Annotated in this window: 22 protein-coding genes and 3 tRNA genes; 7 read left to right on the forward strand and 18 right to left on the reverse strand. The window is 66.2% G+C overall.

The genetic code is table 11. The features are described 5' to 3' along the window. Window positions 1–4: 4 nt before the first annotated feature. From nuoE to ACTIFS_RS18000, 5 genes are read right to left on the reverse strand one after another with little or no spacing between them, the layout of a single operon-like run. Window positions 5–1,108, reverse strand: a complete 1,104-nt coding sequence (gene nuoE, locus ACTIFS_RS17980; protein ID WP_439575502.1) for an NADH-quinone oxidoreductase subunit NuoE — start codon at window positions 1,106–1,108, stop codon at window positions 5–7. Beyond that, complete coding sequence (locus tag ACTIFS_RS17985) at window positions 1,105–2,289, reverse strand: NADH-quinone oxidoreductase subunit D (RefSeq protein WP_439575503.1); 1,185 nt, start codon at window positions 2,287–2,289, stop codon at window positions 1,105–1,107. Before ACTIFS_RS17985 ends, nuoE begins: the two co-directional genes overlap by 4 nt. Window positions 2,290–2,291: 2 nt before the next feature. Beyond that, the gene (locus ACTIFS_RS17990) at window positions 2,292–2,891 is read right to left on the reverse strand and encodes an NADH-quinone oxidoreductase subunit C (protein ID WP_439575504.1); all 600 of its coding nucleotides are present in this window, start codon (window positions 2,889–2,891) and stop codon (window positions 2,292–2,294) included. Between the two features lie 9 nt (window positions 2,892–2,900). Continuing rightward, window positions 2,901–3,485: a NuoB/complex I 20 kDa subunit family protein gene (locus tag ACTIFS_RS17995; protein ID WP_439575505.1), complete on the reverse strand. Its 585-nt coding sequence runs from the start codon at window positions 3,483–3,485 to the stop codon at window positions 2,901–2,903. A 10-nt stretch (window positions 3,486–3,495) separates the two neighbouring features. Beyond that, complete coding sequence (locus ACTIFS_RS18000) at window positions 3,496–3,873, reverse strand: NADH-quinone oxidoreductase subunit A (protein ID WP_439575506.1); 378 nt, start codon at window positions 3,871–3,873, stop codon at window positions 3,496–3,498. Window positions 3,874–4,254: 381 nt separating this feature from the next. On the opposite strand from ACTIFS_RS18000, the gene ACTIFS_RS18005 reads away from it, so the two are divergent. Together ACTIFS_RS18005 and ACTIFS_RS18010 are read left to right on the forward strand one after the other, a co-directional pair. Next, window positions 4,255–5,478 (forward strand): MFS transporter, encoded by a 1,224-nt coding sequence (locus tag ACTIFS_RS18005; RefSeq protein WP_439575507.1) that lies wholly within the window; start codon window positions 4,255–4,257, stop codon window positions 5,476–5,478. A gap of 118 nt (window positions 5,479–5,596) precedes the next feature. After that, window positions 5,597–6,112, forward strand: coding sequence for an ATP-dependent Clp protease proteolytic subunit (locus ACTIFS_RS18010; RefSeq protein WP_439575508.1), 516 nt, complete (start codon window positions 5,597–5,599; stop codon window positions 6,110–6,112). 101 nt (window positions 6,113–6,213) lie between these two features. Here ACTIFS_RS18010 and ACTIFS_RS18015 read toward each other — a convergent pair. The 5 genes from ACTIFS_RS18015 to lon form a co-directional block, all read right to left on the reverse strand. Continuing rightward, window positions 6,214–6,290: transfer RNA gene (locus tag ACTIFS_RS18015), tRNA-Asp, on the reverse strand. Window positions 6,291–6,437: 147 nt separating this feature from the next. Next, a complete protein-coding gene (locus ACTIFS_RS18020) occupies window positions 6,438–7,580 on the reverse strand; it encodes an AbrB family transcriptional regulator (protein WP_439575509.1) in 1,143 nt (380 codons plus the stop codon). A 167-nt stretch (window positions 7,581–7,747) separates the two neighbouring features. Continuing rightward, window positions 7,748–7,823 (reverse strand) — tRNA-Val (locus tag ACTIFS_RS18025). Window positions 7,824–7,995: 172 nt separating this feature from the next. Continuing rightward, complete coding sequence (locus ACTIFS_RS18030) at window positions 7,996–8,271, reverse strand: HU family DNA-binding protein (RefSeq protein ID WP_439575510.1); 276 nt, start codon at window positions 8,269–8,271, stop codon at window positions 7,996–7,998. Window positions 8,272–8,470: 199 nt separating this feature from the next. Beyond that, the gene (gene lon, locus ACTIFS_RS18035; RefSeq protein ID WP_439575511.1) at window positions 8,471–10,894 is read right to left on the reverse strand and encodes an endopeptidase La; all 2,424 of its coding nucleotides are present in this window, start codon (window positions 10,892–10,894) and stop codon (window positions 8,471–8,473) included. A 454-nt stretch (window positions 10,895–11,348) separates the two neighbouring features. Between lon and ACTIFS_RS18040 the strand changes: the two genes are divergently transcribed. Continuing rightward, on the forward strand, window positions 11,349–11,708 hold the full coding sequence (locus ACTIFS_RS18040) for a hypothetical protein (RefSeq protein WP_439575512.1): 360 nt from the start codon (window positions 11,349–11,351) through the stop codon (window positions 11,706–11,708). Window positions 11,709–11,776: 68 nt separating this feature from the next. On the opposite strand, the gene clpX is transcribed toward ACTIFS_RS18040, so the two are convergent. From clpX to ACTIFS_RS18065, 5 genes are all read right to left on the reverse strand, one after another. After that, window positions 11,777–13,033: an ATP-dependent Clp protease ATP-binding subunit ClpX gene (clpX, locus tag ACTIFS_RS18045; protein ID WP_439575513.1), complete on the reverse strand. Its 1,257-nt coding sequence runs from the start codon at window positions 13,031–13,033 to the stop codon at window positions 11,777–11,779. 314 nt (window positions 13,034–13,347) lie between these two features. Further along, complete coding sequence (clpP, locus tag ACTIFS_RS18050; RefSeq protein WP_439575514.1) at window positions 13,348–13,983, reverse strand: ATP-dependent Clp endopeptidase proteolytic subunit ClpP; 636 nt, start codon at window positions 13,981–13,983, stop codon at window positions 13,348–13,350. A 153-nt stretch (window positions 13,984–14,136) separates the two neighbouring features. Next, entirely contained in the window at window positions 14,137–15,492 is a 1,356-nt protein-coding gene (tig, locus tag ACTIFS_RS18055; protein WP_439575515.1) for a trigger factor, read from the reverse strand. 49 nt (window positions 15,493–15,541) lie between these two features. Continuing rightward, window positions 15,542–15,626 (reverse strand) — tRNA-Leu (locus ACTIFS_RS18060). Window positions 15,627–15,756: 130 nt separating this feature from the next. Then, window positions 15,757–15,903, reverse strand: coding sequence for a hypothetical protein (locus tag ACTIFS_RS18065; protein ID WP_439575516.1), 147 nt, complete (start codon window positions 15,901–15,903; stop codon window positions 15,757–15,759). A 154-nt stretch (window positions 15,904–16,057) separates the two neighbouring features. Between ACTIFS_RS18065 and ACTIFS_RS18070 the strand changes: the two genes are divergently transcribed. After that, the gene (locus ACTIFS_RS18070) at window positions 16,058–17,395 is read left to right on the forward strand and encodes a multicopper oxidase family protein (RefSeq protein ID WP_439575517.1); all 1,338 of its coding nucleotides are present in this window, start codon (window positions 16,058–16,060) and stop codon (window positions 17,393–17,395) included. A gap of 6 nt (window positions 17,396–17,401) precedes the next feature. Here the strand turns inward: ACTIFS_RS18070 and ACTIFS_RS18075 are convergent, their stop codons facing one another. Continuing rightward, entirely contained in the window at window positions 17,402–18,868 is a 1,467-nt protein-coding gene (locus tag ACTIFS_RS18075; protein WP_439575518.1) for an NAD(P)H-hydrate dehydratase, read from the reverse strand. 346 nt (window positions 18,869–19,214) lie between these two features. Here ACTIFS_RS18075 and ACTIFS_RS18080 point away from each other — a divergent pair, with 346 nt between their 5' ends. Both ACTIFS_RS18080 and glnA read left to right on the forward strand, forming a co-directional pair. Then, a complete protein-coding gene (locus tag ACTIFS_RS18080; RefSeq protein ID WP_439575519.1) occupies window positions 19,215–19,553 on the forward strand; it encodes a P-II family nitrogen regulator in 339 nt (112 codons plus the stop codon). A 56-nt stretch (window positions 19,554–19,609) separates the two neighbouring features. Beyond that, window positions 19,610–21,019, forward strand: coding sequence for a type I glutamate--ammonia ligase (gene glnA, locus ACTIFS_RS18085; protein WP_439575520.1), 1,410 nt, complete (start codon window positions 19,610–19,612; stop codon window positions 21,017–21,019). 157 nt (window positions 21,020–21,176) lie between these two features. Here the strand turns inward: glnA and ACTIFS_RS18090 are convergent, their stop codons facing one another. Beyond that, on the reverse strand, window positions 21,177–21,605 hold the full coding sequence (locus tag ACTIFS_RS18090) for a hypothetical protein (RefSeq protein ID WP_439575521.1): 429 nt from the start codon (window positions 21,603–21,605) through the stop codon (window positions 21,177–21,179). On the opposite strand from ACTIFS_RS18090, the gene ACTIFS_RS18095 reads away from it, so the two are divergent. After that, window positions 21,583–23,586: a PhoX family protein gene (locus ACTIFS_RS18095; protein WP_439575522.1), complete on the forward strand. Its 2,004-nt coding sequence runs from the start codon at window positions 21,583–21,585 to the stop codon at window positions 23,584–23,586. The two genes, ACTIFS_RS18090 and ACTIFS_RS18095, sit on opposite strands and share 23 nt — an antisense overlap. Here the strand turns inward: ACTIFS_RS18095 and ACTIFS_RS18100 are convergent. Continuing rightward, entirely contained in the window at window positions 23,583–24,413 is an 831-nt protein-coding gene (locus tag ACTIFS_RS18100) for an alpha/beta hydrolase (RefSeq protein WP_439575523.1), read from the reverse strand. The two genes, ACTIFS_RS18095 and ACTIFS_RS18100, sit on opposite strands and share 4 nt — an antisense overlap. Window positions 24,414–24,461: the final 48 nt, after the last annotated feature.

The following is a 24,461-nucleotide window of genomic DNA, read 5'->3' on the forward strand; positions in this document are numbered from 1 at the left end:
GCCTTCACTCCTTCGCAGGCGGCTTGTCCGCCACCAGCGCCATGGCCTGAGCCACCCATTCCTCACGGTCGATGCGGCCGGGGAACGCAAGATAGGTGCCGACCCAGCGGATCTCCTCGCGGGTCCAGGCGGCGATCTGGTCGAAATGGAAGATGCCGAGCGCGTGCAATTTGCCCTCGTTGACCGGGCCGATGCCCTTCACCCTCTGCAGCTTGTCGGGCGCAGCGCCGCGTGCAGCGGCGAGCCCGGCGGGGCGTGTGCCGACCGCGTCGGCCTTCTGCTCGGGCGTGGCGTCGGCGGCAAGCGTTGCGAGCCTCGCCTTGATCTCGGCCTCTTCCTGCGCGGCAAGCTCGGCTGCCGAGGGAGCAGCAGGCTGGGGCACCGGGGCCGCGGCCGGCTTGTCCTTCGGCTCCACCCTCGCCTTCGCCACCGGCCTGGCTTTCGGTTCGGCCTTGGGTTTCTCGGCAACCGGTGCGTCCCCGGGACCGGCAGCACTGAAAGGCAGGTCGCGCAGGGTCAGCGCACCGCCCTCGGGTTCGGCGCCGTGGCGACCGTTCTGCGGACCGGGCTTCGGTGTCGCGCCGCGGGCGAAGGCGTCCAGCACTTTCTCGAAGCTTTCCGGCGTCAGGTCCTCATAGGTGTCGGAAAACACCTGGATCATCGGCGCGTTCACGCAGGCGCCCGCGCATTCAACCTCTTCCCAGGAGAAGTCGCCATCGGCGGACAGGTGGAAGGGTTCCGGATGAATGCGGTTCTTGCAGATCTTGATGAGCTGTTCGGCACCGCGCAGCATGCACGGCGTGGTACCGCAAACCTGGATATGGGCCTTCTTTCCAACCGGTTGCAGCTGGAACATGGTGTAGAATGTCGCCACCTCGAAGACCCGGATATAGGGCATGTCGAGCATGTCGGCGATGTATTCGATCGCCGCCTTGGGCAGCCAGTAGGCGTGCTGCTCCTGCGCCCGCCAGAGCAGCGGGATGACGGCGGACGCCTTCCGATCCGACGGGTATTTGCCAATCGTCGCGCGCGCCCAGGCGAGATTGTCGGGCGTGAAGGCGAAGGAGGCCGGCTGGACCTCGTCGGGAGCCAGTCTGCGAACGCTCACCGGTCAACCTCTCCGAACACGATGTCGATGGAGCCGAGGATGGCGGAGACATCCGCCAGCATGTGGCCCTTGCACAGGAAATCCATCGCCTGCAGGTGGGCAAATCCCGGCGCTCGGATCTTGCAGCGATAGGGCTTGTTGGTGCCGTCGGCGACCAGATAGACGCCGAACTCGCCCTTGGGCGCCTCGACGGCCGCATAGACCTCGCCGGCCGGCACGTGGAAGCCCTCGGTATAGAGCTTGAAGTGATGGATGAGCGCTTCCATCGAGCGCTTCATCTCGGCGCGCTTGGGCGCCACCACCTTGTTGTCCTTCGCCGAAACCGGGCCGGGCGTCTCGCGCAGCAGCTTGCAGCACTGGCGCATGATCTTCACCGACTGGCGCATCTCCTCCATGCGGATGAGGTAGCGGTCGTAGCAGTCGCCGTTCTTGCCGATCGGAATGTCGAAATCGAGCTCGGCATAGCACTCGTAGGGCTGCGACTTCCTGAGGTCCCACGGCGCGCCGGAGCCGCGCACCATGACGCCCGAGAAGCCCCAGGCCCAGCATTCGTCGAGCGTCACCACGCCGATATCGACGTTGCGCTGCTTGAAGATGCGGTTCGGAGTGAGCAGGGCGTCGAGGTCGGCGACCACCTTGAGGAAGGGGTCGCACCAGGCTTCGATATCGTCGACGAGCGCTGCGGGGAGGTCCTGGTGCACGCCGCCCACGCGGAAATAGGCCGCATGCATGCGCGAGCCGGAGGCGCGCTCGTAGAAGATCATCAGCTTCTCGCGCTCCTCGAAGCCCCAGAGCGGCGGGGTCAGCGCGCCGACGTCCATGGCCTGCGTGGTGACGTTGAGAAGGTGCGAGAGGATGCGGCCGATCTCGGAATAGAGCACGCGGATCAGCTGGCCGCGCCTGGGGACCTCGATGCCGAGCAGGCGCTCGATGGCGAGGCAGAAGGCATGCTCCTGGTTCATCGGCGCGACATAGTCGAGCCGGTCGAAATAGGGCATCGCCTGAAGATATGTCTTGGTCTCGATCAGCTTCTCGGTGCCGCGGTGCAGGAGGCCGATATGCGGATCGCAGCGTTCGACCACCTCGCCGTCGAGCTCCATGACGAGGCGAAGCACGCCGTGGGCTGCCGGGTGCTGGGGACCCCAGTTGAAGGTGAAGTTGCGGATTTCAGCTTCAGCCATGCTCAGTTCGCCTTGGCCTTTTCGTCACCCGGCAACACGTAGTCCGTGCCTTCCCATGGGGACAGGAAGTCGAACTGCCGGAACTCCTGCGCCAGGCGCACCGGCTCATAGACGACGCGCTTGACCTCGTCGTCGTATCGAACCTCGACGAAGCCCGTGGTCGGGAAGTCCTTGCGCAGCGGATGACCGTCAAAACCGTAGTCGGTCAGCAGCCGCCTGAGGTCCGGATGGCCGGTGAACAGCACGCCGTAGAGATCATAGGTCTCGCGCTCGAACCACAGGGCGCCGGGGAACACGTCCGTGGCCGAGGCCACCGGCGTCGTCTCGTCGGTCTGGATTTTCACGCGGATGCGGCGGTTATGCCTCGGCGAGAGCAGATGATAGACCACGTCGAAGCGCTTCTCGCGACCGGGATAGTCGACGCCGCAGATATCGATGATGTTGCGGAAAAGGCAGTCCGGCTCGTCACGCAGATGGGTCAGGATCGGAATGATCGCGGCTGCGTCTGCCTCCAGCGTCAGTTCGCCATAGGCGACCGACGCACCGGTCACCATTCCGGGAAGCTCCGCCCTGATGGTCTCGCCGAGTTCTTCAAGCGACATGATGCCCCCTCACCGCTCGATCGTGCCGGTGCGGCGGATCTTCTTCTGCAGCAACAGAACGCCGTAGAGCAGCGCTTCGGCCGTCGGGGGGCAGCCGGGAACATAGACATCAACCGGCACGATGCGGTCGCAGCCGCGCACCACCGCATAGGAATAGTGATAATAGCCGCCGCCATTGGCGCAGGAGCCCATGGAAATGACGTAGCGCGGCTCCGGCATCTGGTCGTAGACCTTGCGCAGGGCGGGCGCCATCTTGTTGGTCAGCGTGCCGGCGACGATCATCACATCGGATTGGCGGGGCGAGGCGCGCGGCGCGAAGCCGAAGCGCTCGACGTCATAGCGCGGCATCGACAGCTGCATCATCTCCACGGCGCAGCAGGCCAGACCGAAGGTCATCCACATCAGCGAGCCGGTGCGCGCCCAGTTGATCAGGTCGTCGGTCGCGGTCACGAGAAAGCCCTTGTCGGCCAGCTCGTTGTTGATGCCGGTGAAGAACGGGTCAGCAGCGCCAACCGGCTTGCCATCCGGGCCGAGGAGGCCCTTGGGCGCCGGAGCGACGAGCGGATTGCCGCGATCGAGAGCGGTGGTTGCCATGGTCAGACCCTCAATCCCACTCCAGGGCGCCCTTCTTCCACTCGTAGACGAAGCCGATCGTCAGCACGCCGAGGAAGACCATCATGGACCAGAAGCCGAAGACGCCGATTTCCTTGAAGGCCACAGCCCAGGGGAACAGGAACGCCACTTCGAGGTCGAAAATGATGAAGAGGATCGCCACGAGGTAGAAGCGCACATCGAATTTCATGCGCGCATCGTCGAAGGCGTTGAAGCCGCATTCGTAGGCGGACAGCTTCTCTGCATCGGGCCGGGAATAGGCGACGGCGAAGGGCGCAACCAGCAGGACCACGCCGATGAAGGCGGCAAGCGCGATGAAGATCACCAGCGGCAGATAGTCGGTCAGAAGCGCGGCCGTGGCAGCCTGCATCGCGGTTCTCCTGCGTGGGGCCGGCGGACAAGCGCGCCCCTCCTCCGGCTCTGCCCCGTGCCTTACTCTCTCATCTGTTGCGGTGCAAGCGCATGACAGAACGCATTTCCCGGCCACGGCTGGAATCGTTGTGAACTCCGCGCTGGAGCGATCCGGACGCCCCTGCAAGCCAGCGAAGTGGCAGCTCGATCGCCGGTGCCCGCATCGCATTGTCCGCTGCCGGACCGGGCATGACCGGGGAATCAGGCGCGTTCACCCCGTGGCTTCACCAGGACGCCCGCCGATACGGCGCCATGTGGCGCGCGCCGGGCGCGGCTGCAGCGGCGGCAGGGCGGGAGCAGCGCGAAGCTGCTATGCCATGCGGCCCAGGGAAGCGCCTCTATGACCAGTTCCTCCGATATTTCGGCCCCGATGGGAGGCCCCGCGCGCAGCGGCGAGCGCATCCTGCTCGGCCAGGTGTCGATGGCCCATCTTGTCAGCCACGTCCACATCACCACGGTGCCGGCCCTGATGCCGCTGCTGCCGGCTTTCTTCGGCGCAAGCTATGTGGAGATCGGCCTGGCGCTGACGGTGTTCAACCTGGTGTCGCTGCTCGTCCAGACGCCCATGGGATTTGCGACCGACCGGTTCGGCGCGCGGCGCATCCTGCTGCTCGGGCTGGTGCTCGGCGGCAGCAGCTTCCTGTCGATCGCGGTGAGCCCCAGCTATGTCTGGCTGCTCATCGCCATGGCCGCCGCAGGGCTTGCGAACGGCGTGTACCACCCGGCCGATTATGCGCTGCTTGCCCGCGGGATCGACGGCAGCCGCATGGGCCGCGCCTTCTCCATCCATACATTCGCGGGCTATTTCGGCAATGCCATCGCCCCGCCCCTTCTGCTCGGCGCGGCCGCCCTTGCGGGCGTTGGCCAGGCTTTCGCGCTGGCGGGCGTCCTCGCATTCGTCGTGGCGGTGCTGATCATCCTGACGCCCGTCGGCGAAGGGGGCGCCCGTTCGACTGCGGCGCGACAGGCGGACGGCCCGCAGGAGGCGCTGCCTCGCGCCAGCCTGATCACGCCCACGGTCATCTCCCTGATCGGGCTTTTCGTGCTTCTGGCGCTCAGCACCGGCGGCCTGGTGAGCTATGCGGTGGCGGCCTTCGTCCAGGGCTACGGGCTCGATCTTGCCTCTGCCAGCGCGGCGCTGACGGCCTTCCTGTTTGCCAGTGCGCTGGGGGTGCTGGCCGGCGGGGCGCTCGCCGACCGCACGCGTCGGCACGGGCTGGTCGCGGCTGCCGCCTATCTGGCAACCGCTGTCATCACGGCCGGGCTGGCACTGACGACGCCCTCCGCCGTGGTCGTGATCATCCTGATGGGCCTGGCCGGCTTCCTGTCGGGCATCATCACGCCGTCGCGCGACATGATGGTGCGGGCGGCCGCCCCCCGCGGTGCGGAAGGCATCGTCTTCGGCATCGTCTCGACGGGGTTCAATATCGGCGGCCTCATCGGGCCCCTGCTGTTTGCCTTCCTGCTCGACAGGGGCCAGCCCCGCGCCATCTTCGCCGTCGCGGCGGTCTTCATGGTGCTGACCGTGTTGCTGGCACTGGTGCAGGAGCGCCGGCGCACCTGATCCTGTCCCTTGTGGCGCCCTTGGGCACGCGGCGCGCCCGTACCCACACTCGCAGGTGTGGACAGGTTCGCCGATCCGGGGCCGAATGGAGCCTGAGCGGCAACCACGGAGGATCGGCGTGCGCTATCTCATCTATAACGGGCGGGTGACCCCGCCCGGCATGCGGAACACCCAGGCAGAGCTGATCGAAACCCAGCGCGCGGGACACCCGTCCGTCGTCCTGATGCTGACCAGCAGCGGCGGCGACATCGAAACGGCCCTCGGCCTGATGGGGACGATCCGGTTCCTGCCGATCAGCGTCCATATTCACGCGATCGGCATGTGCAGTTCGATTGCCGCGACCATCATGCTGGCCTCGGAGCGCCGCTCCTGCGATCCGACCACCCAGTTCCTGCTGCACCAGGTGACCTTCGACAGCGGCCCCCGCGCCGGCGAGAGAAACCCCATCACCGATCTCATCTCGGCGCCTTTCCGGGACGTCCTGAAATGGAGCGAGGCCGACATGGCGGCACGCTTCACCCCGAACAATTACCGCTTCGGCGCGGACGAGGCCCAGCGCATCGGCATGGTCCAGCATATCGAGCAGCGCCGCATGGCGCCGGGCGACGAGGTGATTTCGATCCACATCCCGTGACGGCAACACGTCTCGCGGCACGGGTGGCGGGAGCGTATCGCGGCGAATGATCGGGGTCTGCCCCCGGGACGGGACTGCGAAGCTCGCTTCCCGGAGAGAACTGGCGCGGGCGACGGGACTCGAACCCGCGACCTCCGGCGTGACAGGCCGGCACTCTAACCAACTGAGCTACGCCCGCGCGTTGCTCGGCTCAGACATGAGCCGGTCGAGGAGGGCGGACTTACGGGAGGCACCCTGCCCTGTCAAGGCGCATTCGGGCCTGTCCTGCCATCACCGGCCGAAGCCGGTCGCCGCGGGCGCCAGCCGGCGGCGCCGATCACGATGATCAGGAGGGATGACCGGGTTCCTCCGGAGGATTTTCTCCTGCCGGACCCGCATCTCCGCCCCCCGCGCCAAGCCAGCCGAACAGAAGCGGAGCCGCGATCATGACGAGGAACACCCGGATGATGTGGAAGGCCGCGACGAAGGCAACTTCCACGTTCAGCGCCACCGCGATCAGGCTCATCTCGGCAAGCCCGCCCGGCGAATAGGCGAGAATCAGTGTCACGGCCTCGAAGCCGGACAGGCGGGCCACCACGACCGCGAACAGCGTCATCCAGAACAGCAGGATGGCGGTTGAGCCGACGGACAGGGCAAGGACCTTCAGCACCACCCTGGTCGCCGTGCCGGCAAAGCGACAGCCGATGACCACGCCGAGCACGACCTGCGCGGCATTGACGATCTCGAACGAGGGCTTGAAGTCGGACAGGCCCGAGATGTGGACGGCGGCGCTGACGATCATGGCGCCCAGAAGGGTCTTGGCGGGCAGGCGCAGAAGATGGCCGAGCAGCGCGCCCGCAAGCCCGCAGCCCACCAGCCAGCCCTGCGACAGCATGGGAACGTCGAACATCGAGACGCCGCCGACGGGGCGCGCCAGACTGACCCCCTGGCTCCACTGGATGATGAACGGCAGCGTCATCACCACCATCAGGATGCGGGCCGAATGGACGAGCGCAATCACGCGCGCATCGCCTCCCCGCTCCTCGCCGTAGATCACCATCTCCACAAGGCCGCCCGGCATGCCGGAAAAGAAGGCGGTGGTCCGGTCGTAGCCGCCAAGGACCCTGAAATACCAGACGACGGTCACGCCGCAGGCGATCATGAAGACCACCAGCCCGGCCAGCGGAACGATCCAGTGCGGAACCTGGCCGACGATGGCCGGCGTGAAGCCCGAACCGAGCATGACACCGATGACGGCAGCCATCGGCGAGCGGATCACCGGGGGAGCAGCGACCGGAGCGCCAGACAGCGCCGCAACCGTGCAGAAGGACATGGCGCCCAGCATCCAGGGCAGCGGCAGCCCGGCCCGCGAGAAGACGTAACCGCCGCAGATGCCGATGGCGATGGCCAGGGCGAAGCGACCATAGGGAAAGGCTGAAGGGGAAAGCGCGGCAAAGCCATTCCTGAGTTCGGCAAGCCAGCTCGACACGACGGGGCCCCTCCACGCTTGACCGCCGCATAGCATGGCGGGGGCCGCACCAGTCACCCTGATCGCGGGAGGATGCCATCCGGCCGGCGCGAGGCAGTCCGCGACGCTCCTGTCACCGGGTGGCCGGTCGCCGATGCGCGGACGGGCTCAGCCGAAGCGTCTGGAGGTGGTGGGCGGTGACGGGCTCGAACCGCCGACATCCTGCGTGTAAAGCAGGCGCTCTACCAACTGAGCTAACCGCCCCCAACAAGCCTGGAGGGATTTAGACGCTCGGACGGTGGGCCGCAACCGGCAGCCCCGTCGCAGGATGCCAGTCCCGCGGAGCACCCTGCCCAACCGCGCCTGCCCCCCGCCAAAGCAAAAGGGGCGCGAAGCCCTCCAGGCCTCACGCCCCCCGCCACCGGGTTGCTGATCGTCAGCCGTTGACGGCGTCCTTCAGGCCCTTGCCGGCCGAGAACTTCGGCGCCTTGGAGGCGGCAATCTTGACCGGCTTGCCGGTACGCGGGTCTCGACCCTCGCGGGCGGCGCGCTGGCTCACCGAGAAGGCGCCAAAACCCACCAGCTTCACATCGTCGCCAGCCTTCAGCGTCTTCGCGATGATGTCGAAGGTCGCATCCACCGCTGCACCCGCCTGCGCCTTGGTCAGGCTCGCCGATTCGGCGACCGCGGCGATCAGTTCGTTCTTGGTCACGGGCTGTTCTCCTTTTCGTTGTCGCCGATCCGGGAATCCGTGATTCCGTCGCCGACGGAGGCACTCGTTTGCCGTGCAACGGGTCCGAAAGCAAGGAAAGAGCGGCCTGAAATCACCAAAAACGGCAGGTTTTCTGCCGTTTCAACAGAAAACCCGGGGCACGGCCCCGGGTTCCTGCAATGCCTGGCGAACTCTGCCGTCAGTGAGCGACAACGCCGGTCTGATCGTCATCGGCCGAACGCGGGCGGACCGGTTCCGCCCCCTCGTCCCACTCAACCGGTTCCGGCTGGCGGATGAGGGCGTGCTTGATGACCTCGTCCATGCGAGCGACCGGAATGATCTCCAGGCCGTTCTTCACATTGTCCGGGATCTCGGCGAGGTCCTTGGCATTCTCCTCGGGGATCAGCACGGTCTTCAGGCCGCCACGCAGAGCCGCGAGCAGTTTCTCCTTCAGACCGCCGATCGGCAGGACCCGGCCACGCAGCGTGACCTCGCCGGTCATGGCGATGTCCTTGTGGATCGGGATGCCCGTCATCACCGAGATGATGGCGGTTGCCATGGCGATGCCCGCAGACGGCCCATCCTTCGGGGTCGCGCCCTCGGGAACGTGGACATGCACGTCGCGCCGGTCGAAGAGCGGCGGCTTGATGCCGAAGGCCAGCGACCGGGAGCGGACATAAGAGGCCGCCGCCGAGATCGATTCCTTCATCACGTCCTTGAGGTTGCCGGTGACCGTCATGCGGCCCTTGCCGGGCATCATCACGGCCTCGATAGTCAGAAGTTCGCCGCCGACCTCGGTCCAGGCGAGGCCCGTGACGGCGCCCACCTGATCCTCGGTCTCCGCCATGCCGTAGCGATAGCGGGGAACGCCGAGATACTCCTCGACCACCTTCGGAGTGACCTTGATCGTCCGCTTCTTGGTCAGGGTCAGGTCCTTCACGCCCTTGCGGACGAGGTTCGAGACCTCCCGCTCAAGGTTGCGGACGCCGGCCTCGCGGGTGTAGCGGCGGACCACCGTCATCAGGGCCTCATCCGTGATCGACCACTCCTTCGGCGTGAGGCCGTGCTTCGTGATCGCGTTCGGAATCAGGTGCTTCTTGGCGATCTCGCGCTTCTCGTCCTCGGTGTAGCCTGCAATGCGGATGGTCTCCATCCGGTCGAGCAGGGCCGGCGGGATGTTCAGCGTGTTCGCGGTGGTCACGAACATGACGCTGGAGAGGTCGAAGTCCACCTCAAGGTAGTGGTCGTTGAAGGTGGCGTTCTGCTCCGGATCGAGCACCTCCAGCAGGGCTGCCGAGGGGTCGCCCCGGAAGTCCTGACCCATCTTGTCGATCTCATCGAGCAGGAACAGCGGGTTCGCCGTCTTGGCCTTCTTCATCGACTGGATGATCTTGCCGGGCATGGAGCCGATATAGGTGCGCCGATGGCCGCGGATCTCGGCCTCGTCGCGCACGCCGCCGAGCGAGATGCGCACGAACTCGCGACCCGTCGCCTTGGCGATCGACTTGCCGAGCGAGGTCTTGCCGACGCCGGGGGGGCCGACGAGGCAGAGGATCGGGCCGGTCAGCTTGTTGGCGCGCTGCTGGACGGCAAGATATTCGACGATCCGGTCCTTGACCTTGTCGAGGCCATGGTGATCGGCATCGAGCACCGCCTGCGCGCCCGGCAGGTCCTTCTTGATCTTCGACTTCTTGCCCCAGGGCAGCGACAGCAGCCAGTCGAGATAGTTGCGCACCACGGTCGCCTCGGCGGACATGGGCGACATCTGCCGCAGCTTCTTCAACTCGTGATTGGCCTTGTCGCGCGCTTCCTTGGAGAGCTTGGTGCGCTTGATCTTCTCCTCGATCTCGACGAGCTCATCGCGGCCATCCTCGTCGCCGAGCTCCTTCTGGATCGCCTTCATCTGCTCGTTGAGGTAGTACTCGCGCTGGGTCTTCTCCATCTGCCGCTTGACGCGGGTGCGGATCTTCTTCTCGACCTGCAGCACCGAGATCTCGCTCTCCATCAGGCCGAGCGCCTTCTCCAGCCGCTTGCCGACGTCGATCGTCTCAAGCACCTGCTGCTTGTCGGAAATCTTCACCGCCAGATGCGAGGCCACGGTGTCGGCCAGCTTGGAGGGGTCGTCGATCTGGCCGACGACGGACACGATCTCGGGCGAGACCTTCTTGTTCAGCTTCACATAGCCCTCGAACTCGGCAATGACCGAGCGGGCGAGAGCCTGAACCTGGACCTTGTCGGCGATCTCGTCCGGCAGCGCCGTCGCCTCTGCCTCGTAGAACTCCTCGCGGCCGGAATAGTCGAGGATGGTCGCGCGCGACACGCCCTCGACCAGCACCTTGACGGTGCCATCCGGCAGCTTGAGCAACTGCAGCACGCTCGCCAGCGTCCCGATGCGATAGATGTCGTCGGGCTCAGGATCATCGTCCTGCGCCTTCATCTGCGTGGCCAGCAGGATGTGGGTCTCCGCCCGCATCACCTCCTCGAGCGCGCGGATGGATTTCTCGCGGCCGACGAAGAGCGGCACGATCATGTGGGGAAACACCACGATGTCGCGGAGCGGCAGGACCGGGAAGACCTTCGCTTCACCGGGTTCCAGAGGCGGACGCTTCTTGGTCTCGCTCATGATTCGTTCGTCCTTTGCTCGACACGCCGCGAAACGGCCCAATGGGCCCGCCCGACGGCGGCGCTCGGATGATTCCAGACAGGGTCACGCTGGATTACGCTTTTGTCGCGCGGGGACGGCGGCGAAATCGAGGCCGATCCGAAGGCTCTTGCCGGCCTCCTTCGGGGTCTCTAGGCGCTTGGCCGACCTCGGGCACACAACCCTGCCCGGGGGTCTGTCGGAGACCATTAGGTGGCGGCGGCACCCGCCCGTGTCAAGGCGCCCGACGGGCGGGCCGCAGAGCCTGTCCTGTGCCTGCAACAAGACCATTGCAGCCGGCCACTTGCACGATAATGTCGCGTTTCGTGCACTTCCGTGGCGCGTCGCACGTCGGAAACACGAAGCTTCTAGTCGATGCCATATTCCACCCTCCGCCGGGCTGCGTTCGCCCGCGGGACAAGTACGGAGACTGCCCATGCGCCGCCGAATCCTTCTCGCCTCCCTTCTTGCCAGCGCATGCCTCGGCTCCGCTCCAGCGCTGGCCCAGTCCCAGCAGGATTTCGCCCTGGTCAACCGCACCGGCTACCAGATCAACGAACTCTATGTCAGCGCTTCGGCCAACAATCGCTGGGGCCGCGACATTCTCGGTGACGAAGTGATGCCCTCGGGCACGCGGCGGAACATCACCTTCGGACGCAACCAGCGCGACTGCAGTTTCGATATCCGGATCATCTACTCGGACGGCGAACGGGCCGAGATCCGCGAAGTCGATCTGTGCCGCGTCAGCGTCGTCACGCTCACCTGGAACGGCGGCACGCGATACCGCGTTGACTGACCGGGCCGCAGAAACAAGAAAGGCGGGCCACCGGCCCGCCTTTTTGATTCGCCGCAGCCGTGGAGACGTCAGGCGCTCTGCGCCTTCTCCTTCTCCGCATAGATGTAGAGCGGCCGGGCCTTGCCCTGCACGACCTCGTCGGAGATCACGACCTCCTCCACGCCTTCCAGGCCCGGCAGGTCGTACATCGTGTCCAGGAGGATGCCTTCCATGATCGACCGCAGGCCACGGGCACCCGTCTTGCGCTCGATCGCCTTGCGCGAGACGGCGCCGAGCGCGTCCTCGTGGAAGGTCAGGTCGACATTCTCCATCTCGAACAGCCGCTGATACTGCTTGACCAGGGCATTCTTCGGCTCGGTCAGGATCTTGGTCAGCGCCGCCTCGTCCAGGTCCTCCAGGGTGGCGACGACCGGCAGACGGCCGACGAACTCGGGGATCAGACCGTATTTCAGCAGGTCTTCCGGCTCCACGTCACGGAAGATTTCACCGGTCCGGCGCTCTTCCGGCGCACGAACCGACGCACCGAAGCCGATCGAGGAGCCCTGCCCCTTGGTCGAGATGATCTTTTCGAGGCCGGCGAAGGCGCCGCCGCAGATGAACAGGATGTTGGAGGTATCGACCTGCAGGAACTCCTGCTGGGGATGCTTGCGGCCGCCCTGGGGCGGCACGGAGGCAACCGTGCCCTCCATGATCTTGAGCAGCGCCTGCTGCACACCCTCGCCCGAGACGTCGCGGGTGATCGAGGGATTGTCGGACTTGCGCGAGATCTTGTCGATCTCGTCGATATAGACGATGCCGCGCTGGGCCCGCTCGACATTATAGTCGGAGGCCTGAAGCAGCTTGAGGATGATGTTCTCCACGTCCTCGCCGACATAGCCGGCCTCGGTCAGGGTCGTGGCATCGGCCATGGTGAAGGGCACGTCGAGAATGCGCGCCAGCGTCTGGGCCAGCAGCGTCTTGCCCGAACCGGTCGGCCCGATCAGCAGGATGTTCGACTTCGACAGCTCGACGTCGTTGTGCTTGGTCGCGTGGTTCAGGCGCTTGTAGTGGTTGTGGACGGCGACCGACAGGACGCGCTTGGCATGGAACTGGCCGATCACATAGTCGTCCAGGACCTTGCAAATCTCCTTCGGGGTCGGAATGCCGTCCTTGGATTTGACCAGGGAGGACTTCGACTCCTCGCGGATGATGTCCATGCACAGTTCGACGCATTCATCGCAGATGAAAACCGTCGGGCCTGCGATGAGCTTGCGAACCTCATGCTGGCTCTTGCCGCAGAAGGAACAGTAGAGCGTGTTCTTCGCGTCGCTGCCGGCCTTGCTCATCAGTCTCTCTCCACGTCGGGCAGGCGCTGGCCTGTCCGTCACTGGCCTGATCCGCTGGGGCGGACCCGGCTTCCGGTCGTCCTGGTCCCGGGCCGGTCACCCGACGGCCTTTCAGCCAAGCATGGTGACCCGACCCGGATCAAGAAAGGATTAATGCTATTTCGTCACGCCCGCGCTGACCTGAAAGCCAGGACACGCCATCGTGACGGAACCATGACCGCCTTCGAAACGGCCCAGGCCCAGGTGCAAAGCAGCAAGGAACGGGCCGCCGGCCCTGTCCCGCAGCGAGACCGATCCCATGCCGGCGGCGCCGATCAGGCCTTGGACGGCGCGGGCTCGTCCGCACGGTGCTCGATGACCTGGTCGATCAGGCCGAACTCGCGGGCCTTCTCGGCCGACATGAAGTTGTCGCGCTCGAGAGCGTCCTCGATCTCCTTCAAAGTCCGCCCGGTGTGGCTCACATAGATCTCGTTGAGGCGCCGCTTCAGTTCCTTGACCTCTTCCGCATGGATGAGGATGTCGGTGACCTGACCGCGATAGCCGCCCGAGGGCTGGTGAACCATGATGCGCGAATGCGGCAGGGCGAACCGCTGGCCCTTGGCGCCGGCGGTCAGCAGCAGCGAGCCCATGGAGGCCGCCTGGCCCATGCACAGCGTCGTCACGGCCGGCTTGATGAACTGCATCGTGTCGTAGATCGACATGCCCGCCGTGACGACCCCGCCCGGCGAGTTGATGTACATGTTGATTTCCTTCTTCGGGTTCTCAGCTTCCAGGAACAGCAGCTGGGCGACGATCAGCGTCGCCATTCCGTCCTCGACCGGACCCGACAGGAAGATGATGCGCTCCTTCAGAAGGCGCGAATAGATGTCGTAGGACCGCTCGCCCCGGTTGGTCTGCTCGACCACCATGGGCACGAGATAGTTCATCAGGGTGTCGTGGGGGTCTCTCATGATCTTCGGTCCTTGGATTCGATCCGGTCTTGTCGACCGAATCTCATTGACGTCATCCTAACGGCACGACCCGCCTGCGGCGAGCCGCCCCCCACGCGATCCGGGCTGCCGGAACAGCCCGCCCGATGACGTCTCAAGACCCGGGGCGAACCCTCAGGCCTCCTCCTCGTCGTCGTTGTCCTTGAACAGGTCGTCCTTGGTCACCGGCTTCTCGGTGACGTCGGCGAGTTCCAGGATGTAGTCCACGACCTTCTCCTCGAAGATCGGAGCGCGAAGCTGGGCGAGAGCCTCCGGCGTCTTGCGGTAATATTCCCAGACCAGCTGTTCCTGGCCGGGAAACTGGCGGGCGCGCTCGACGACCGCACGGGTCACCTCGTCGTCCGTGATCTTGATCTGGGCCTTCTCACCGATCTCCGCAAGGACCAGGCCGAGGCGAACGCGCCTCTCGGCGATCTTGCGGTACTCCTCGCGGGCCTTTTCCTCGGTCGTGTCGTCGTCGGCGAAGGTCTTGCCGCGCCCCTCAAGATCCTGGGTGATCTGGCGCCACACGCTGTCGAACTCCTGGTCCACCAGCGTCTTCGGAAGATCGAAGGCATGCTTTTCGTCGAGCGCGTCAAGCAGGGCGCGCTTCACCTTGCGGCGCGATGCGGTGGCGTATTCGCCCTTCAGGCGTTCGGTGATGGCCGCCTTCAGCTTGGGCATGTCCTCGAAGCCCACCATCTTGGCGAACTCCTCGTCGATGGCGCGCTCGCCCGGCTGTTCGATCGCGTTCACCGTCACGGAGAATTCGGCGTCCTTGCCGGCCAGTTTCTCCGACATGTAATTGGTCGGGAACGTCACCTTCACCAGGCGCTCCTCGCCGGCCTTCGCGCCAAGAAGCTGGTCCTCGAAGCCGGGAATGAAGGACTTGGAGCCAAGTTCAAGCTGGATGCCGTCGGCCGTGCCACCGTCGAAGGCCTCGCCGTCGATGGTTCCGACGAACGAGATGGTCAGCCTGTCGCCATCGGCGGCAGCACCTTCGGCTTTCGGCTCGAAGGGTCGGTTCTGCTTGGCCATGGTCTCCAGCATGGACTGCACATCGGCCTCGGTCGGCTCGGCGACCGGGCGCTCGACCTTGATGCCCTTGAAGTCGGCGAGCTGGATGGTCGGCAGCACCTCGAAGGCGACCGTGTAGTCGAGGTCGGCCGTCCCCTCGAACACCGCCTTGGCCTCGTTCTCCGCCTCGGGGAGCTTGACCTCGGGCTGCATGGCCAGCTTGAAGCCATTATCCTCGACGATCTTCTGGTTCGTCTCACCGACCAGCTGCTCGATCGTCTCGGCCAGCACGGCGCGGCCGTAGAGCTTCTTCAGATGCGCGGTCGGCACCTTGCCGGGACGAAAACCGTTGATCTGCACACGGCCCTTGAGGTCGTCGAGGCGGGCTTCGGCCCGCGCGGCGAGATCGGACACCGGGACCACCACGCGGAATTCGCGCTTCAGGCCTTCGGATACGGTGGCGGTCACCTGCATGGCTTGTTGTCTTTCGCGTTGGTCGGCGGGACTGTTCCGCTCGGTCGGATGGTGCGGGCGGAGGGACTTGAACCCCCACGGCTTTCGCCACGGGAACCTAAATCCCGCGTGTCTACCAATTCCACCACGCCCGCCGAGGGCCGCTCGAAATAGCTTCTCGTTCCGATCGACGCAAGCGCGATCGGGCGCGGCCTCTTAGCACCATGGGGCGGCCACTGCAGCAAAAAAACGCGCGACCGCCTTGGTTCGGGCCCTATCGGAGGTTCAGCTTCGTGCGAACAGGCCGGCCCAGATCATCGCCAGGGTGGCGAGGGCGGCGCCCAGAACGAAGGTTGCAGGGTTGTGCGGCACGAAACCGAAATGCGAGGCAAGCACGAGAGCGCAGACACCAATGATGGCCAGCCGGATCATCTCTGTTCTCCATGGTTGGCGACAGCCTGACACCCGCTCGTCACAAGGGCCGTGCCAATCCCGCCATGGGACGGCGACCTGTCCGACCGGGGGCTGGTCCCGCCCGCCGAGCGCCCTAAAACCCCCTCGAATGCCCGCCAGGCGTGCCGCAGCCATGAAACCATTTGCTCTGACCCGCCGCTCCCTTCTCGCAGGCGCCGGGACTCTGGCCGCCGCGCTGTCCCGGCCGGGGACAGCTCTGTCCCAGTCTTCGGGGCTTCTGGTGGCGCGCCCGGCGGTAGCGCGCCTGCGCGGAGCGGAGGCGGCCGGCTCGTCCGTTCTCACCTATGGCGGCACCATACCCGGCCCGGCCCTGTATGCACGGCAGGGCGAGCCGTTCCAGATCCAGTTCCGAAACGGACTGGCCGACCCGACCTCGCTGAGCTGGCACGGCCTGCGCATCGACAACCGGACCGCCGGGTTCGGTGCCATGGTCGGCCCTGGCATTGCGCCGGGGACGACGAGCGACCTGACATTCGTGCCTCCGGATGCCGGGTCGTTTCTCTATCGGCCATGGCATCCGCGCCACGGGCAGCGGCAGGTCATGCAGGGCCTGACCGGATTTCTCGTGGTCGATGGAGAGGGGCCGGCGGTCGCCGACCGCGACGAGTTGCTGCTGATCCAGGACTGGCGGGTGGCCGATGACGGTCGGCTGTTTTCCGGCGACGACGAGCCGCCGCCCGGCCTGCTACCCCATCTGACGGTCAATGGCCGGCCGGATCTGTCCATCGAGGGACGCGCCAACGAGCGGCTGCGCCTGAGAATCGCCAATGGCACGGTCAACCGTCTTGTCCAGATCACGATCGGTGGCCGCGAGCCCTGGCTGATCGCACTCGACGGACAGCCCTCGGAGGTGTTCCCGCTCGCTGATGGCCGGCTGCTGCTCGCGCCGTGCCAGCGCGCCGACCTCATCATCGACCTGCCAGGCGAATCGCTGGCTTCCGTGCCGATCGCGCTGGCAAACCTTGCGGGTGCAACGCTTGAGGGCCGGGTGGCTGCGGGCACCGCGGCGCCGATGCGCTCGACGCCGCTCCCCGCCCCTGCCGCCCTGCCGGCCAATCCGATTGCGCAGACGATGAATCTCGCAACGGCAACGCGCGCCGAACTGCCGGTGGCCATGGGCGCGGCTGGCGCGATGACCTTTGCCGGGCGGCAGGACCGCGAGCCGGCCGACGCCCCGGCGTTCAAAGCGCAGCGCGGCGCGGTCGTCGTGCTGACGCTCGCCAACGGCACCGATCGGTTTCATGCCGTCCAGCTTCACGGTCATCAGGTACGGCTGCTGGACACGCTGGATGATGGCTGGAAGCCGTATTTTGTCGGCACGGCCGTGCTCGCCCCACGCACCACGACACGCCTTGCCTTCGTCGCCGACAATCCGGGTGGCTGGCCGATCGAGCTTCAACCGATCAATGATGACCGGGCCCCGCTCATCGCCTGGTTTCAGGTCGAGTAACCGGGGCTATTCGGGCTGCAGCAGGCGGGCATAGACGGCCGGCAGCGCAGCCGGCAGATCTTCCGCGATCAAACCGATACCCAGCCCGTTGCCGGCCTCGCCGTGAAGCCAGACCGCTGCCGACGCAGCCTCGAAGGCTGGCATGCCCTGCGCCAGCAGCCCCGCAACCATACCGGCGAGCACATCGCCCGAGCCGGCCGTGGCGAGCCAGGGCGGTGCATTCGCCGTGATCGCCGCCCGCCCGTCGGGCGCCGCCACAACCGTGTCCGGCCCCTTGAAGACCACGACCGCGCCTGAACGGCTTGCCGCCTGCCGGGCGCGTTCCAGTTTGGAGGCGTCGCCAGCCGGGCCGAAAAGCCGTGCGAACTCGCCGCCATGTGGGGTCAGGACGCAGGGACGGTCCGACCAGGCACCGATACCGGCGAAAAGGCGGTCCGGCGACCCGGCAAAGCTGGTCAGGCCATCGGCATCAAGGACCGTCGCCGCACCGCTGGCCAGCGCCTCCACAACCAGCGCCTGCGTCGCGTCTCCGACCCCAAGACCCGGTCCGAGGCAGACGGCATTGCGGCGCCGGTCGGCAAGGATCGCGGCAAGGCCCGGCGGCCCCTCCATGCGCGCGAGCATGACCGCCGTCAGGTGGCAGGCATTGACCATGAGCGCCTCTGGCGGCGAGGCAACGGTGACCAGCCCGGCCCCGGATCGCAGCGCACCCATCGCGGCAAGCCGGGCGGCGCCGGTGCTGGTCGCACCGCCCGAGACCACCACAGCATGGCCCCGGCTGTATTTGTGACCGTCCGCTCCCGGCAGCGGAAATTCCGGGCGCCACAGGGGCGGCTCGTTGGAAAAATTGCGCGGGCGGATGACGTCCAGAACCGCGTCGTCGATGCCGATATCGGCGGTGCGAAGCCTGCCGCAGGCCAGCCGACCGGGCATCAGGAGGTGGCCCGGCCGCCGCCTGAAGAACGTGACCGTTTCGACCGCGCGGACAGCCACCCCGCGAACCGACCCGCTGGCGCCATCGATTCCCGAGGGCATGTCAACGGCGATGACCGGCCGGCCCGAAGCGTTGAGGCTTTCGATCGCGTCGGCCTCTGCCCCGGCTATGACACGCACCAGACCTGCGCCATAGAGGGCATCGACGACCAGGTCGGGCTCAGGCTCGCCAAAGGCTTCGAGCCCGACCACCGGGCCGTCCCACCGGCCAGCGGCGGCCAGCGCCGCCGGCGCCCGCGCGTCTGGCAGGCGGTTTCGCGCGACGGTTACCCGGTAGCCCCTCTGTCGCAGAACCCTGGCCGCGACATAGCCGTCGCCGCCATTGTTGCCCGGCCCCGCAAGCACCACGATCCGCCCGCCGATCTGCAGCCGGCGCGCGGCGGCATCCGCGACGGCGATCCCGGCCCGGTTCATCAGTGTTTCAATGGAGGTGCCGGACATGACGGACAACCGATCCGCCTCGCCCACCTCGACCGGCATCAGAAGTTCTATCATCCGATGACTGTGAGGGACCGGTCTGCGGGGGTCAAACCCCGCTTCCTGCTCCCGTCGCCCCGATCCTGCACAGTTCCTGTGCACATCTGGAATTGCCGACGAGACATGGCCGACCGATGGCACCCCGCAATGCCCATTGCGAATGCAGATTGCTTATTTCTTCGGCATCGCCATGATCGGGTGAGCATCAGGGGCAAGACCGAATGCATTCAACCTCTTGAAATAACGACGGTTTCCGCCATGGACCGCTCTGGCATGTCTCCTGCTAGCCCGCGATACGGTCCGGGAGCGGCGCGGCAGCCAGCGCCCAGACTACAGGAGCAGGTTCGGAATGAAGAAGATCGAGGCCATCATCAAGCCGTTCAAGCTGGACGAGGTGAAGGAAGCGCTTCAGGAGGTCGGCCTCCAGGGCATCACCGTCACCGAGGCCAAGGGCTTCGGCCGCCAGAAGGGCCATACCGAGCTCTATCGGGGCGCAGAATATGTCGTGGATTTCCTGCCGAAGGTGAAGATCGAGATCGTCATGCCGGACGACATGGTGGACAAGGCCGTCGAGGCCATCCGCCGGGCCGCCCAGACCGGGCGCATCGGCGACGGCAAGATCTTCGTCTCGACCATCGAGGAAGCCATCCGCATCCGCACCGGTGAGTCTGGCCTCGACGCCATCTGATCCTTTCCGGCGGCCTGCCCGCCACGACGCGAACGTGCAAACCAAGAGGAAGCACAATGACGACTGCCAAGGATGTCCTGAAAATGATCAAGGAGAACGACGTGAAGTACGTCGATCTCCGCTTTACCGATCCGCGCGGCAAGTGGCAGCACGTCACCTTCGACATCACCATGATCGACGAGGAGATCTTCGCCGAGGGCACGATGTTCGACGGCTCCTCGATCGCCGGCTGGAAGGCGATCAACGAGTCCGACATGCTCCTCATGCTCGACCCGTCGACCGCGCAGATCGACCCGTTCTTCGCCGAGACGACGCTGTCGATCGTTTGCGACGTGCTGGAGCCGACCACCGGCGAGCCCTACGGCCGCGACCCGCGCGGCATGGCCAAGAAGGCCGAGGCCTATCTGAATGCATCCAAGATCGGCGATACGATCTTCGTCGGCCCGGAAGCCGAGTTCTTCGTTTTCGATGACGTCAAGTTCTCTGCCGAGCCGTACCACACTGGCTTCAAGGTCGATTCCTCGGAACTGCCGACCAACGGCTACACCGACTACGAGGGCGGCAATCTCGGCCACCGCGTCCGCACCAAGGGCGGCTACTTCCCCGTCCCGCCGATCGACAGCCTGCAGGACATGCGCGGCGAGATGCTCGCCTCCATGGCCAAGATGGGCGTGAAGGTGGAGAAGCATCACCACGAGGTGGCTTCCGCCCAGCACGAGCTCGGCATGAAGTTCGACACGCTGACCCACATGGCCGACCAGATGCAGATCTACAAGTACTGCATCCATCAGGTCGCCAACATCTACGGCAAGACCGCCACCTTCATGCCGAAGCCCGTCTTCGGCGACAACGGCTCGGGCATGCACGTGCACCAGTCGATCTGGAAGGGCGGCAAGCCGCTGTTTGCCGGCAACAAATATGCTGATCTCAGCCAGGAGTGCCTCTGGTACATCGGCGGCATCATCAAGCATGCCAAGGCCCTGAACGCCTTCACCAACCCGTCGACCAACTCCTACAAGCGTCTGGTCCCGGGCTATGAGGCGCCGGTGCTGCTGGCTTACTCGGCCCGCAACCGCTCGGCCTCCTGCCGCATTCCGTGGACGGCCAACCCGAAGGCCAAGCGCGTCGAGGTCCGCTTCCCCGACCCGACTGCCAACCCCTACCTGGCGTTCGCAGCCATGCTGATGGCCGGCATCGACGGCATCACCAACAAGATCGATCCGGGCGCCGCCATGGACAAGGATCTCTATGACCTGCCGCCGAAGGAGCTGAAGAAGATCCCGACGGTGTGCGGCTCGCTGCGCGAGGCTCTCCAGAGCCTGGACAAGGACCGCGCCTTCCTCAAGGCCGGCGGCGTGTTCAACGACGACTTCATCGACAGCTACATCGAGCTGAAGATGGGCGAGGTCATGCGCTTCGAGATGACCCCGCACCCGGTCGAGTACGACATGTACTATTCGGTCTGATCCCGACGGGGCGGGTCTTCGCACCCGCCCCCTCGCAGGCCGGCGAGCCCATTCCCGCGCCTTGCGCGCAGAACGAGCTTCCTCCCAACCGCGGCCGCGCTGCGGTCACCTCACAAGCGGGCGCCCCGGCGCCCGTTTTTCTTTTGGGGACCCGCGATCAGAGCAGCAGGAAGGCCGCGGCCATCGCGCAGGTGACCCCCCAGGCGCCAATCCGGCCGAGCGTCCAGGACGGGTCAGCCTCGTCGCCGGGAAGCACCAGCCTGGTTTCCTCAGGGTCGATGCAGCCAAGGGCAAGGCCGGCTCTCTCGGCGGCGCGCATGAGCCGGGACATGTCCGTCTCGATCGTCGCCAGTCCCAAGAGGCGGTCCATCGCCTGTACTCCTGTACGCCAGAACCATCCGTGGTTCATGACGAGCATGCGCGCCGGCGGGTAAACGCGGTCTTGAGGTTTCGTGCCACCGGAGCAAAGCGTCTTGGCTGTTGCAGATCGGCCACGTTGGGTCATGGTGACGTCGTCCAGCAGCGCCATCATCGCGCCCGCCTTTCCAGACCGGGGTTGTTTCGTGGCCGATACCGACGACAGCATTGCCCGCTCCCGCGCGGAGCTTGCCGAAGCGGTCGAAGATGCCGGCTCCAATCCGACGCTGGGTCCGACCATCGGCGATGTGATCGCCGCCCGTTTCGGCCGCAGGGACCTGATCAGAGGCATTCTCGGCGCGGCCGCCGTCTCCGCGGCGCTCGGGCCGCGCAGCCTTGCCGCACAGAGTGTCGGACCTGCTGCCAGCGCCTTTGCGTTCGAAGAGCTCTCGTCTGCACCGACAGACGGCATCGGGGTCGCCGATGGCTACCGCGCCACGGTGCTGATGCGCTGGGGCGACCCGGTCCTGCCCGGTGCGCCGACGTTCGATCCGAACGCCCAGACGCCCACCGCCCAGGCCGGCCAGTTCGGCTATAACAACGATTATATCGGCTATTTCCCGATGCCAGGGGCAACCGATCCGTCACGGCACGGGCTGCTGTGCATCAATCACGAATATACCAACGAGGAGCTGATGTTCCCCGGCCTCGGTATCCAGGACCGGCGCATCGCCGCGCGCGGCGGCGTACCTTTCGCGAAGATGACCGCTGATCTGGTGGCGATCGAGATGATGGCCCACGGAGGGTCGGTGATCGAAGTGCGGCGCGAGGGCGAGGCCTGGCAGGTGGTGGCCGGTTCCCGCTATGCCCGCCGCATTACCGCCGAGACCGAGATGGAGATAAGCGGGCCGGCGGCCGGGCACGCGCGCCTGCGCACAGGCTTCGACCCGACCGGGCGGCGGGTGCGCGGCATGCTCAACAACTGCGCTGGCGGGCGCACGCCATGGGGCACCTGGCTGACATGCGAGGAGAATTTCAACGGCTATTTCTCGGGGGCACTGGCGGAAGGCCACCCGGAATATCGCAACTACCGGCGCCTCGGCCTTCCGGCCCACTGGTACAACTGGCATGACTTCGACACGCGGTTCGACGTGGCGAAGGAGCCGAACGAGGCGAACCGCTTCGGCTGGGTGGTGGAGATCGATCCTTTCGATCCGACCTCGGTGCCGAAGAAGCGCACGGCCATGGGCCGGTTCAAGCACGAGGGCGCGGCCGGCATCACGGCCCGCGACGGCCGACACGTCGTCTATTCGGGCGATGACGAGCGGTTCGAGTACATCTATCGTTTCGTGACCGACGGCCGTGTCAGCGGCGAGCGCGCCCGCGACAGGGACCTTCTCGATGCCGGCACCCTGTCGGTGGCGCGTTATGATGCCGACGGCACGGGCACGTGGCTGCCGCTCGTGTTCGGCCAGGGGCCGCTCACCCCCGCCAACGGCTTCCGGTCCCAGGCCGATGTCCTTGTCGAGACCCGCCGGGCCGCCGATCTCGTCGGTGCCACCCGCATGGATCGTCCGGAGGATGTCGAGGCCAATCCCGCGACCGACAAGGTCTATGTCATGCTGACCGGCAATGACCGGCGCAGGCCCGAACAGGTCGATGCCGCGAACCCGCGGCCCGACAACCGCTTCGGCCATGTCATCGAGATGCTGCCCGAGGGTCGCGACCATACCGCAGAGCGCTTCACCTGGGACATCCTCCTGAAATGCGGCGACCCGGCGGTGGCGGCGGTCGGTGCTACCTTCAGCGCGGAGACCAGCCGGGACGGCTGGTTCGGCGCGCCCGACAACTGCGCCATCGACGCCGACGGCCGGCTTTGGATCTCGACCGATGGCAACAATCCCTCCCGAACCGGACGCAATGACGGGCTCTGGGCCGTCGATACGGAGGGACCGGCGCGCGCCACGTCGCGGCTGTTCTTCAAGTGCCCCTACGGCGCGGAACTGTGCGCGCCGGAGTTCACACCCGATGGCGAGACGCTGTTCCTTGCCGTCCAGCACCCTGCCGAGGGCAGCGCCGGCCTGCCAAGCGGCCAGGTCTCGGTCTACGAAGCGCCATCAACCCGCTGGCCCGATTTCCGGCCCGACATGCCGCCCCGGCCGGCCATCGTGGTCGTGACCAAAGCCGGCGGCGGGCGGATCGGCAGCTAGCCGCGGGTGTCGGCCAGATCGAGAAGCATGGCGGTCAGCGCGCCGTCCGCACTGCGCATGCCGTCGAGGATTGAAAAATGGTCGGCGCCCGCAACCGGCAGGAGCCTGCCCGGCGCCCCGGCGCGCTGCCGGGCAGCGTGGAAGGCATGCGAATTGGCGACCAGCATCGGCAGTTCGTTGCCGCCATAGGTGAGATCGAGCCGTTTCATGACCGGCGGACGGCGGAGCGGCGACAGGTCGGCAATCTCATCGGATGAGAGCGCCAGCTTCTCGTCGAGATAGGTGTCGACCATGGGCCCGAGCTCGAACAGGCCGGAGATGGCGAGCCCCGCAGCGACCGCTGGATGGGACAGCGCCATGGCGGTGAGGTGCCCGCCCGCCGACCAGCCGCAGGCGATCAGTGGACCTGAGACACCATGGGCCGGCCCATGCGCGGCGAGCCAGTCGAGGGCCGTTGAACATTCGGCGACGATCTGACGGAGCGAGGCTTCGGGCGCCAGCGTGTATCCGGGAATGGCCACCGACCAGCCATGGGCAGCGACGCCCTCGCCCAGCACGGCGAACATCTCGCGTGAATTGCGCATCCAGTAGCCGCCGTGAAAATAGACGAGGCAGGGAGCGCCGGGATCGGCAGCGGGGAAGATGTCGGTTCGGGTGCGCTCCTTCGGCCCATAGGGCAGGTCCATGGTCGTCGAATGACGGGCACGGATCAGAGCCGACTCGGCTGTCCAGGCCGCGAAAGTCTCCACCCATGACGGCACCGCCGCGCCATTGTTGTAGGCGGCGTCGCGAAAGGCCTGCGGTACGGAAGAGACGTCTATGGCCATGAACGGGATTTCCTTGTGGCAAGGTGAGACAGTGCCATGAACGCGGCC

Origin of the sequence: Phreatobacter sp. (assembly GCF_051860605.1) — a bacterium.
Lineage (GTDB): Bacteria > Pseudomonadota > Alphaproteobacteria > Rhizobiales > Phreatobacteraceae > Phreatobacter.

What these genes read in the sequence shown, in the direction of transcription:
- ACTIFS_RS17985 (WP_439575503.1), bottom strand. Translation starts at nt 2,289, where the DNA reads ATGGCTGAAGCTGAAATCCGCAACTTCACCTTCAACTGGGGTCCCCAG.
- ACTIFS_RS17990 (WP_439575504.1), bottom strand. Translation starts at nt 2,891, where the DNA reads ATGTCGCTTGAAGAACTCGGCGAGACCATCAGGGCGGAGCTTCCCGGA.
- ACTIFS_RS17995 (WP_439575505.1), bottom strand. Translation starts at nt 3,485, where the DNA reads ATGGCAACCACCGCTCTCGATCGCGGCAATCCGCTCGTCGCTCCGGCG.
- ACTIFS_RS18000 (WP_439575506.1), bottom strand. Translation starts at nt 3,873, where the DNA reads ATGCAGGCTGCCACGGCCGCGCTTCTGACCGACTATCTGCCGCTGGTG.
- ACTIFS_RS18005 (WP_439575507.1), top strand. Translation starts at nt 4,255, where the DNA reads ATGACCAGTTCCTCCGATATTTCGGCCCCGATGGGAGGCCCCGCGCGC.
- lon (WP_439575511.1), bottom strand. Translation starts at nt 10,894, where the DNA reads ATGAGCGAGACCAAGAAGCGTCCGCCTCTGGAACCCGGTGAAGCGAAG.
- ACTIFS_RS18040 (WP_439575512.1), top strand. Translation starts at nt 11,349, where the DNA reads ATGCGCCGCCGAATCCTTCTCGCCTCCCTTCTTGCCAGCGCATGCCTC.
- clpX (WP_439575513.1), bottom strand. Translation starts at nt 13,033, where the DNA reads ATGAGCAAGGCCGGCAGCGACGCGAAGAACACGCTCTACTGTTCCTTC.
- clpP (WP_439575514.1), bottom strand. Translation starts at nt 13,983, where the DNA reads ATGAGAGACCCCCACGACACCCTGATGAACTATCTCGTGCCCATGGTG.
- tig (WP_439575515.1), bottom strand. Translation starts at nt 15,492, where the DNA reads ATGCAGGTGACCGCCACCGTATCCGAAGGCCTGAAGCGCGAATTCCGC.
- ACTIFS_RS18065 (WP_439575516.1), bottom strand. Translation starts at nt 15,903, where the DNA reads ATGATCCGGCTGGCCATCATTGGTGTCTGCGCTCTCGTGCTTGCCTCG.
- ACTIFS_RS18070 (WP_439575517.1), top strand. Translation starts at nt 16,058, where the DNA reads ATGAAACCATTTGCTCTGACCCGCCGCTCCCTTCTCGCAGGCGCCGGG.
- ACTIFS_RS18075 (WP_439575518.1), bottom strand. Translation starts at nt 18,868, where the DNA reads ATGCCGGTCGAGGTGGGCGAGGCGGATCGGTTGTCCGTCATGTCCGGC.
- ACTIFS_RS18080 (WP_439575519.1), top strand. Translation starts at nt 19,215, where the DNA reads ATGAAGAAGATCGAGGCCATCATCAAGCCGTTCAAGCTGGACGAGGTG.
- glnA (WP_439575520.1), top strand. Translation starts at nt 19,610, where the DNA reads ATGACGACTGCCAAGGATGTCCTGAAAATGATCAAGGAGAACGACGTG.
- ACTIFS_RS18090 (WP_439575521.1), bottom strand. Translation starts at nt 21,605, where the DNA reads ATGCTGTCGTCGGTATCGGCCACGAAACAACCCCGGTCTGGAAAGGCG.
- ACTIFS_RS18100 (WP_439575523.1), bottom strand. Translation starts at nt 24,413, where the DNA reads ATGGCCATAGACGTCTCTTCCGTACCGCAGGCCTTTCGCGACGCCGCC.